Here is a 9,147-nt window from a genome sequence, read left to right on the forward strand (position 1 = left end):
TCGGGGATTGAGGAATTGGAGGATGAAGAGTTTCTCGGTAGCCCAGAATTGGGGAGTATGGGTGAGGAGAGTTATGAGTTGTAGGCGGTGGTGCGATCGCATATAGCAATCCTATTTCTTGAAGTAAACTAGATTTTGTTCAACGAACCGCAGAGGGCGCTCTGGGCGCAGAGAAAGAGAAAAGAGAGAAATTCTGTATTCATGGGAATTGCTTGATATTGGACAACCTTTGATTATCGGTCAATTGTGGACAAGTGAGAAATATATAGGACTTAGGCACGCACTCTACTGATAGCGTGTGTCCGTGGACTATACTACTATAAGTGGTTTGTGAGTAGGTAATTTGCATAAGTCTTGTCTATAAAATAAAATAGGGATACCATATATTATGTCCTCCCAAAAACGGAACGAGGTTAAGTATGAAGCGCATAGTTGAATTTCCTCTAGAAAGTGGCGACTCCATTTTTGTGGAAGTAGAAGATCCAGTCCCAATTGATGATTGCATTGGTTTGCGCGATGAAATCGTTCAAAAGGCTCAACAGACTTTCGAGTCAGCACTGGAAAAAATCAAGCCCCTAACAAATGCGATCATGACCAAGGTGCGTAGCTTGAACGAGCCAGCAGATGAAGTGGAGGTTAAGTTTGGTATAAAAATGAGTGCTGAACTTGGTGCCGTTATTGCTTCTGGCAATGCGGAAGTCAACTATGAAATTACGCTGAAGTGGCAACGGAAGTCAAACGATGACAGTAGCACTTGAACCATCGATCGTCAGGATTTACTCAAACGGTAGCAAAGTTGTTGGTGCTGGCTTCTTAGTCTCTCAAAAGCATATCTTGACCTGCGCCCACGTGGTAGCTGATGCCTTGGGACTGCCTAGAGAAACTGTCAAGATGCCGGATGCAGAAATCACTTTAGACTTCCCAATCCTGGCATCCCAACGGCTGTTCAAAGCCAGAGTAGTTTTCTGGCGACCATTCAATCGTAAGAAGTTTGAAGAAGATATTGCTGGATTAGAGTTAGAGAGTCTTCCCCCCAATGGATTTCACTGTGTGCGATTGGTGACATCTGATGACTTGTGGGGACATCCTTTCCAAGTTTTGGGTTTTCCAGAAGGTCAACCCAATGGTGTTCCAGCCTCTGGTGTGTTACGCACGCGAAATGCTAAAGGTTGGGTACAGCTTGAGGATGTGAAACAGACGGGTTATGCCTTAGAACCAGGTTTCAGTGGTGCGCCCGTGTGGGATGACGAACTACAGGGTGTAGCAGGTATGGCTGTAGCGAGGGAAACGAAACCAGAACGACTACAGGTGAAAGCTGCGTTTATGATTTCTGCTACTGAGTTGGCTAAAGCTTGGCCTAAATTGAATCAGCAGGTGATCTACCCGGAAATTTGGAGGCCTGTACATACCCAAGCTAACGATATTGTTGAATCAGGGTCTATTACTATAGATCTACAGGCACTACCAAGAACTAACTATAACTATGACTTTATAGTTGATAGTGTCAATTATAAAGAATTGGGTGATGCAAGCAGGGTTTATAGTCTAAATGTGTTTAACAAGGGCTGCGCTGATGGAGTAATTGAGAGCCGTAGTCAACATGGTGAATTAATCGAGATTCGAGGGATTAAAGGTGTAAGAATTCCAGCTCAGGTTTGGGACTTTGGGGTTCAATCAATAGAAAGATTGTGGCGGCTTTCCACGGAAGGATATGACTTTCTAGATCCAAGAAATTCATTAGGCAACTCACAGGAAACGCAAGTAAGAAATATAACAGTTCCTCCTGGTGGCATCTTGAAAATCACAAAAATAGGCGAAAATGCTCTGGTTTATAACCAAGCAACATTTTTGTCCGGCTTATGTTTTAACTCACCAAGCTTTTCTGGACTGTTAGCTCTTTGCGAAAAAATTCAAAAAAAGAACATTGGAAGCTTTGTAAAAAGTAAGATTTTTCGAGGCTTAATGAGAGAAAATCTCAGTTTGCCACTAGATGAAGCTACTAGAGTTTTTTCATCTTCAAGCTGGGTCAATAATCAAAAATTAGAAGCTCTGAAGGAAATATGTGAACTAATGAGGCAAGAGAATATAAATACTGGCAATTTCCTCGACAATACTTTAGGGAATATGCTCAGAATTACAGGTTTAGAAATGCTCAATTTTCCCTTAAACGTTACTGAGAATTTCATCAAAAATAGCAACGGATTTCTCCAGTGGCTCGATTGGGAGAGAGCGCAAATAGTAGAGGAAAGGCAAGGGGCCTTGTTTATTGAACGTTTGCCTCGTTCCAATTAGGTAAGAAGCCGAAAGTACGCCCTGCTAATCAGACTTTGCTTGCAACGAGTATCAAGCGATTGAATAACAAGATAGTCTGACTTAGCTGATAGCCCTTTTTGTTTTAAGATTGATCGGTAATGTACGCATAGAATATGAATTAAATGGGGTAAAAAAATGAGCCAGAAAGATCAAAAGCCTTCATCAAATTATAATCAGAACCCTGGACTGGAAAATGAAAATAGACAGCCAGGAAAAACTAAGACTATTATATACTTAATTATTTCGGCGTTTATTTTTGGTGCATTAATTGCATCTGGAGTTACTTTCGCACTTCTAAAAGGAGGTTATTTAACTTTAAACGACGCTACTCAACCACCTATTCCAACGCCGATTCCATCACCCACTCCGTCATTGATTCCAACGCCGACTCCATCACCCACTCCGTCATTGATTCCAGCGCCGACTCCATCACCCACTCCGTCATTGATTCCAACACCTACTTCATCACCCACTCCGTCATTGATTCAGCCTGTCCCAACTCCAACTGCGAGTTCAAAAATTAGTTCGCAACCAACTGAATCGCCTCAGTTGGGTAATGAGGTTACTGGCCAAGGAGAAAACAAAAATAACGAACTTCCTGGATATTTCCCAGATAAAGGATTTACAGCACCTCCTTCTGACCTAAGTCGCTTCAAAAAAGCTAATTTATTGCTCAAAGACATGGTAATATCCGGTGATAATTATATAAGGTTTCTAAAAGGAACAATTTTAATTCGTGGAAAGCTATATTCACCTGTATTTAGTTTAAGAGGAGACACAAATGAACAACGGATTGGTGTTCAATTAGATGGTTCCCAAAAGGGGTTACTCTTACAGTTGGGTCAACAAGATTTATCGGCGGGAGATACCAACTTAACTTATTTAGTAAGAATATCAGTTGACGGAAAATTGCTTTGGGCTGGAGAGTGTAAGTATGGGCAAAATAATCAAATTATATCTGTACCTCTAGGTGTACCTGGAGCTACAAGTTTAGTGATTGAATACTCTATCACTGAACAGGGAGGTTTTTCTTCTTATAATTCTCCTTCTCTGTATTTTACTAGGGCTGAGTTGTTGTACCAATAAAGACTGGCAATATCAGAGCTTGCATAAAACTTAATATTTATTGATGAGTCGGGAGTTAATCTGGCTATGGTTAGGTTATATGCCCAGTCATTAAAGGATCAAGGTTATTTACATAAATGCAGCTTGCTATTAAACAGGAGCTATTGAGATGAGGTTGTTAAAATATTGGCGTTTAGTTTTATTAGCTCTAGTTTTTGGGATGGCTGTAATTGTCTCAAATTGCGGCACTCCTGCAAATATTAGCAATAATTCTCCAACTGCGACAACTCCTGCGGCTGTTCCACCAGGGGCTTTTCGGTGATTGCGATCGACCAAATCTACAATCGCTTGACTGATTCTAAACCGGGTACTGTGGAACTCGCACCCAGTCTCGCTACTGAATGGTCGAGCTCTACAGATGGCAAAACTTGGACTTTTAAGTTGCGATCCGGGGTGAAGTTTCACGACGGGACGGATTTTGACGCGGATGCTGTTAAGTTTAATGTCGATCGCTGGTGGGATGCCAAAAATCCTCACGGGTATCGAGATTCGGGCAAAACTTATCAGATTTGGAAGAACTTTTTTGCTGGGTTTAAGGGCGATAAAGATTCCCTGGTCAAGGATGTGATCGTTGTTGATAAGTCTACGATTAGGTTTGTGTTAAATCGACCTTTTGCGGCTTTTCCTTCGGCGATTGGGTCGGGTTATTTTGGGATTGCGAGTCCGGCGGCGGTGAAGAAAGCGGGTGCTAAATACGGCACTCCGGGGTCGCTGGCGGTGGGTACTGGGCCTTTTGTGTTTAAGGAATGGATCTCGGGCGATCGCATTATTTTAGAGAAAAATCCGAATTATTGGAAAGCTGGAACGCCGAAAGTCAATCAGTTGGTAATTCGTTTTGTTGACGATCCGGCGGCTAGATTGGCTCAATTGAGGGCCGGTCAACTTGATTTTACTGTTGATTTAACGCCGGATCAATTGAAAGAAGTGCAAGCGGATGCTAATTTGGAAACTGTTTTGCGGCCTTCTTTTAATGTGGGTTATTTAGCCTTAAATCCGGGTTACGCGCCTTTGGCGAAACCGGAGGTAAGACGGGCGATCGCCCAAACAATCAACAAGCAAGCCATCGTCAAGGCTTTCTGGGGAGAACTTGGCAAATATGATTCACAATTTATCCCGCCGTCGCTGAATTGGGCGGAGTCTGACAAAGTTAAAGATTACGAATTTAACCCGCAGCAAGCTAAAGCAATGCTGGCGAAGGCCGGTTATCCAAACGGTTTTGATTTGGATTTGTGGTATATGCCCGTCAGCCGTCCCTATTTTCCCACGCCGAAGCCGATCGCTGAGGCTTTTGCTGCGGATTTAAGCGCGATCGGGATTCGGGTAAAGTTGCTGACAAAGGATTGGTCTGCTTATTTGGCCGATCGGCTAAAACCTCCGGGCTTTCAAGCTTTTATGATGGGTTGGACTGGGGATTATGGCGATCCTGACAATTTTTATTATCCTCACTTCGGGCCTGGTTCGACGGCGGATTTGGGAAATTGGAAAAATCCGAAGGTTTTGGAACTTTTGGATCGGGGGAGGGCGAGTGGGGATAAAGCAGCTAGAGGGAAAATTTATGCGGAAGTTAGCGAGATTTTGCATGGGGAGGCGGTGCGTTTGCCGATCGTACATTCGCAGCCACTTTTAGGGAAACGCAAGAATATTAAAGGTTGGATTCCGAGTCCTTTGGGTTCGGAGTCTTTTGAGGATGTGAGTAAGTCTTGAAAAATGCTGCATAGATTCAGACGTACGGTTGAAACCGCGTCTACACAAACAAAACAAGCCGGACGCCGGTTGAAGAAAATAAGGCAGAGAAAAATTTCGCAAAACACGATATCATCAGTTGCGAATTACTACTTATAAAAATGGCTAAATATATTGTTAAACGTTTGCTGGGAATATTACCAGTTCTGTTCGGAATCACGCTGCTGGTATTTGCTTTTTTGCACCTGATACCGGGAGATCCGGCGACTGTGCTTTTGGGAGAACGGGGAACTCCCGAACAGGTGGAAATATTGAAGGCTAGATTGGGCTTGAATCAGCCTTTACCTTGGCAATATTTGGCTTTTTTAAGTAGTTTGATTCGATTCGATTTAGGACATAGTATTATTAGCGGTATTCCGATTGTTGATGAAATCAGAAGTCGCTGGCCTGCTACTTTGGAACTGTCGGTGGCGGCGATGTTGGTGGCACTTATAATCGGAATTCCGGCGGGAATTTTGGCGGCTGTTCGGAAAAATAGCTGGCTGGACAATCTGACGATGAGCGGTTCTTTGATTGGCGTATCTTTACCAGTCTATTGGTTGGGATTGATGTTGATTTATTTGTTTGCTGTTTATCTGAAATGGCTGCCTCCTAGCGGGCGAATTAGTGTAGATTTGGGGTTTGGTTTTAAGCCAATTACGGGTATTTATGTTTTGGATGCTTTGCTGAGGTGGGATTTGGTGGCTTTGCGGGATGCGATCGCCCATTTAATCCTCCCAGCCTTAACTTTAGGAACAATCCCCTTGGCGATAATCGCTCGGATTACTCGTGCTGCGATGCTGGAAGTGCTGGCACAAGATTACATCCGCACGGCGCGGGCTAAGGGTTTGCCGGAATTTTGGGTGGTTTTGAGACACGCTTTGAAAAATGCGTTTTTGCCGATCGTCACAACTATAGGTTTGCAGTTCGGCACGCTTTTGGGTGGCGCGATTTTGACTGAAACAATTTTCTCGTGGCCGGGAATTGGTTCCTGGATTTACAGCGGGATTCTGACGCGGGATTACCCAATTGTGCAAGGAGGAGTAATCTTTGTGGCTGTGAGTTTTGTGCTGATCAATCTGGCGGTTGATATTTCCTATGCTTTTTTTGACCCGAGAATTCAGTACCGTTAATTAGAAGGGAAGTTCTACAGAAAATGCTTGTTTAACATCCGGCTGTAGCAGGTAGTAAATGCTAGCAATGGCAAAACCCAGAGATAGAAAATTAACTGCTGCACCTGCGCTACCCAACATTTTGGCAATTTGCGTGACGACGGCGATAACATGGATAATTAATGTTCCAGTCCAAGCCCATTTTTTTAGTTGAAGCAAACCCCATGCTAAGACTAGGGAAATAATTCCGATAATTATCGCGATTCCAGCAAAAATTGCAATGAAGCCGCCGATGACAGTGCCAACTTTTGCGCCGAATCCAACTGCGCCGAGACCGCCTAAAACGCCTGCAAATAGTAAGATGAACAAGCCGTCAAGCAGACTGAAGATGCCACTAATTAACTGTAAGATTGCCAGAACTGTAACGCTTTGAGGACGATTCATGTTGAAGCTTTTCCATTTTCAACGGATTTGCAAAATATTTTAACCTGTTGCGCGCACAGGGCAGATAGATATTCACGACTTGGACAGGGTACGATCGACAAACGGGTTTATGAGATGTCAGCGTCTTCATACTGTGTAGTTACCGGGCGCGCACTGTGCGATCGCCCTACAAGACAACCCACGACTTACTGGAAGCCGATCGCCCACGCGGCAGATCCCGCCTCCGCAGAAAGTCAGTTGAGTGCGATCGAAGTTTGAGCTCGCCTCTTGAGACTGAAAAAACTTAACATTATTTAATAAGTTGCAAAGATTAGCTATAATTGTTTACAGGTGCTGGTTGGGGAACTTTTTTTAAATCACCCGATCGGATGAGTCTGAAAGACGATGCCGCGCATCAGAAAAAATTTTACCTTTAAGGTAATCCTGAGATTTAATTAGGTGAGTCGGTATGATCGTTAGCCCCAAAAAGGAAGCTGCTCAGGTCAAGGTGGAAGATACTCAAATTGTAGACACCAAGGCCCCAGAGACTAAAATTGCAGATAAAAAAACCGCCCAAAAGCAATCCCCGAAGAAAACCGCGCGGAAGATGCCGCGGTGGGCGATCGGTTTGGTTGCAGCCGGGTTGCTAGCTGTACCGACTACCATATATATATCAAAAAGTCGATCGCAGCCGAAAGTAGATGCGATCGCAGCGATGACAGTGCCGGTGGAAGCGCAAAACCTGACGGTGCGGATCACGTCTAGCGGGACGGTACAACCCGTACAGCGCGTGAATCTCAGCCCCAAAGGCTCCGGTCGGATCGCAGAGTTATTTGTCGAACAGGGCGATCGCGTCGAAGCAGGACAAATTGTGGCCCGCATGGAAAGCCGCGATGTGGAAGCTCAACTGGCTCAAGCCAAGGCCCGCGAAGCCAGCATTAGAGCTAAACTTGCCAAAATTGAAGCCGGAAATCGATCGGAAGACATCGCCAGCGCCCGCGCGCGTTTAGAGCAAGCCCAGGCTAGTCTGGCGCAACTCCAAGCCGGCAGCCGCGTCGAAGAAGTTGCAGGAGCCAGAGCTCGCTTGGAGCAAACTCAAGCCCGCTTACAGCAACTCAAAGCCGGCAGCCGCGTCGAAGAAGTCAGCCAAGGGCGAGCTCGTTTAGCCCAAGCTCAAGCCCGTTTAGCAGACGCTCAAACTGGCAGTGTCAAACAAGAAATTGCCCAAGCACAAACGCAAATTGAATCGAGTAAAGCTCAAGCCGAACTAGCAGCTCAGCGGGTGGAACGCAACCGCCCGTTAGTCCAAGAAGGTGCTCTTGCTCAAGATAAACTGGATGAACTGATTAAGGAAAATCGCACTGCCAAAGCTAAGGTAACAGAAGCCCAAAAACGCTTGCAACAACTGCAAGAAAGTCGGGAGTCGCAAATTCAGCAACTCCAAGCTGCTGTGGAAGTCGAGCAGCAAGCATTGAAGCAGTTGCAAAACGGCACGCGATCGGAAGAAATTACCAAAGCCGAGGCAGAAGTTGCTGAAGCTAGAAGTAAATTAGCACAAACAGAAAACGGCAACCGTCCAGAAGAAATCGCCAAAGCCGAAGCAGCAGTTGCTGAAGCCAGAAGCCAATTAGCTGTCCAAGAAAACGGCGCTCGCCCGGAAGAAATAGCTTCGGCTAAAGCTGATTTAGCCGAAGCTCAGGCTCAAGTCCGCTTTCAAGAAGTGCAGTTAGAAGATACAAAAGTTCGCGCTCCTTTTGCAGGAGTTATTACTCAAAGATACGCGATTCAAGGAGCTTTTGTAACCCCGGCAACTTCGGCATCGGAAGCTACTTCGGCAACTTCGACATCTATTGTCGCTCTCGCTAGAGATGTGGAAGTTTTGGCGAAAGTCCCGGAGGCAGATATCAGTCAAATTAAACCGGGTCAAGTTGTGGAAATTGTGGCTGATGCTTATCCAGATAAAGTGTTTAAAGGCAAGGTTAAATTAATTGCGCCCGAAGCTGTGAAAGAACGGGATGTGACGCTGTTTCAAGTGCGCGTCGCCATTGACACTGGCAAGGATTTCTTGCAGTCGGGGATGAATGTAGATTTGAGATTTGTCGGTCAAAAACTGAGCAATGCTTTGGTTGTTCCGACTGTGGCGATTGTGACCAATAAAGGTCAAACCGGTGTGCTGGTTCCCGATGAGAAACAGCAGCCGAAGTTTAAGCCTGTGACGGTGGGATCGACTATTGGTAACAAGATTCAGATTTTAGAGGGTGCTAAGGCGGGCGATCGGGTTTTTACTGAACTTCCTGCTGGTAAAAAGTTGGAGGATATTATTAAGACTCAGAAGTAGAGGAAGTTGGGCAACAAAGGTACGTTGTTGCGCTTAAGCGCTCTTTCCTAATCTTATAAAGAGCGCTGAAGCGCAACTACATACCTAAGAGTTAACTTTTTTTTAAATAAAGGT

At 44.9% G+C, this 9,147-nt stretch carries 9 protein-coding genes; 8 read left to right on the plus strand and 1 reads right to left on the minus strand.

Going from position 1 to position 9,147, the window contains the following annotated elements:
- Positions 1 to 419: 419 nt before the first annotated feature.
- The 6 genes from JGK20_RS32645 (at position 420) to JGK20_RS32670 (ending at position 6,293) form a co-directional block, all read left to right on the plus strand.
- Positions 420 to 758, plus strand: coding sequence for a CU044_2847 family protein (locus tag JGK20_RS32645; protein WP_293219889.1), 339 nt, complete (start codon positions 420 to 422; stop codon positions 756 to 758).
- A complete protein-coding gene (locus JGK20_RS32650; protein ID WP_293219886.1) occupies positions 742 to 2,292 on the plus strand; it encodes a serine protease in 1,551 nt (516 codons plus the stop codon). The genes JGK20_RS32645 and JGK20_RS32650 overlap by 17 nt, the downstream gene beginning before the upstream one ends.
- A gap of 156 nt (positions 2,293 to 2,448) precedes the next feature.
- A complete protein-coding gene (locus JGK20_RS32655) occupies positions 2,449 to 3,399 on the plus strand; it encodes a hypothetical protein (protein ID WP_293224321.1) in 951 nt (316 codons plus the stop codon).
- A 148-nt stretch (positions 3,400 to 3,547) separates the two neighbouring features.
- Positions 3,548 to 3,700, plus strand: a complete 153-nt coding sequence (locus tag JGK20_RS32660; RefSeq protein WP_293233576.1) for a hypothetical protein — start codon at positions 3,548 to 3,550, stop codon at positions 3,698 to 3,700.
- A 26-nt stretch (positions 3,701 to 3,726) separates the two neighbouring features.
- Entirely contained in the window at positions 3,727 to 5,142 is a 1,416-nt protein-coding gene (locus JGK20_RS32665; RefSeq protein ID WP_293233578.1) for an ABC transporter substrate-binding protein, read from the plus strand.
- Positions 5,143 to 5,282: 140 nt separating this feature from the next.
- Entirely contained in the window at positions 5,283 to 6,293 is a 1,011-nt protein-coding gene (locus JGK20_RS32670; RefSeq protein ID WP_293233580.1) for an ABC transporter permease, read from the plus strand.
- Here the strand turns inward: JGK20_RS32670 and JGK20_RS32675 are convergent, their stop codons facing one another.
- Positions 6,294 to 6,716: a hypothetical protein gene (locus tag JGK20_RS32675; RefSeq protein WP_293177106.1), complete on the minus strand. Its 423-nt coding sequence runs from the start codon at positions 6,714 to 6,716 to the stop codon at positions 6,294 to 6,296.
- A 114-nt stretch (positions 6,717 to 6,830) separates the two neighbouring features.
- On the opposite strand from JGK20_RS32675, the gene JGK20_RS32680 reads away from it, so the two are divergent.
- Both JGK20_RS32680 and JGK20_RS32685 read left to right on the plus strand, forming a co-directional pair.
- The gene (locus JGK20_RS32680) at positions 6,831 to 6,974 is read left to right on the plus strand and encodes a hypothetical protein (RefSeq protein ID WP_293177108.1); all 144 of its coding nucleotides are present in this window, start codon (positions 6,831 to 6,833) and stop codon (positions 6,972 to 6,974) included.
- 190 nt (positions 6,975 to 7,164) lie between these two features.
- A complete protein-coding gene (locus JGK20_RS32685; protein WP_293233582.1) occupies positions 7,165 to 9,033 on the plus strand; it encodes an efflux RND transporter periplasmic adaptor subunit in 1,869 nt (622 codons plus the stop codon).
- Positions 9,034 to 9,147 lie beyond the last annotated feature (114 nt).

Origin of the sequence: Microcoleus sp. PH2017_05_CCC_O_A (genome assembly GCF_020738785.1) — a bacterium.
Taxonomy (GTDB): domain Bacteria; phylum Cyanobacteriota; class Cyanobacteriia; order Cyanobacteriales; family Microcoleaceae; genus Microcoleus.